Source organism: Acinetobacter sp. CFCC 10889 (genome assembly GCF_003268395.1).
In the GTDB taxonomy this organism is placed as follows: domain Bacteria; phylum Pseudomonadota; class Gammaproteobacteria; order Pseudomonadales; family Moraxellaceae; genus Acinetobacter.
Genome location: NZ_LQXQ01000174.1, coordinates 1 through 543 on the forward strand (window position 1 = coordinate 1; position 543 = coordinate 543).

The window sequence follows — 543 nt, forward strand, 5'->3', positions numbered from 1 at the left end:
TCGTTTCAGAGGTGGGCGTATATTAGGGTGAATATTAAAAAGTGTCAAATATTTTTCTGCATCAAAAATAAAAAAACCAACCAAGTGTTTAAAAATGGAGCAATATTGGCATTTTTAAAAGTATCTCGTTTAAATAAAAGCCAGTTTTGCATAATATCATCCTCGTTTTAGCAAATTGTTCATCAAAAAATGTGGCATTGTTTATGACAATTGCTTAAAAAACCTTTGATTAATGTGTAAATGTTACGCTTTGGATATTAATCGTTTGTGGGATCAATTTGGTTTGATAAAAATTGTCAGCAATACGTTGTTGTGAGGCAATGATTTTCTGATCTAACTTACGAATGTTGATATCTTTAGGACGCTTATCTAGCGCAAGTTTGGCAATATTTTCATCCTGACCAATGGATTGTGCATAATAACTAACGGTTTGTTGTGGGTTTTGTTGCATCCAAGTATTGGCGTGATTTGCACCCGAAATAAATTTATCAATGGCATCGGGGTGTTGTTGGGTAAAGCTAGGATTGGAAATATAATATTGAT

The 543-nt window shown here is 33.0% G+C and carries 1 pseudogene; it reads right to left on the minus strand.

Features of this window, described 5'->3' with window-relative positions:
* Positions 1-229: 229 nt before the first annotated feature.
* Positions 230-543: pseudogene (locus tag AVJ19_RS21255) on the minus strand (aliphatic sulfonates ABC transporter substrate-binding protein); the annotation flags it as partial.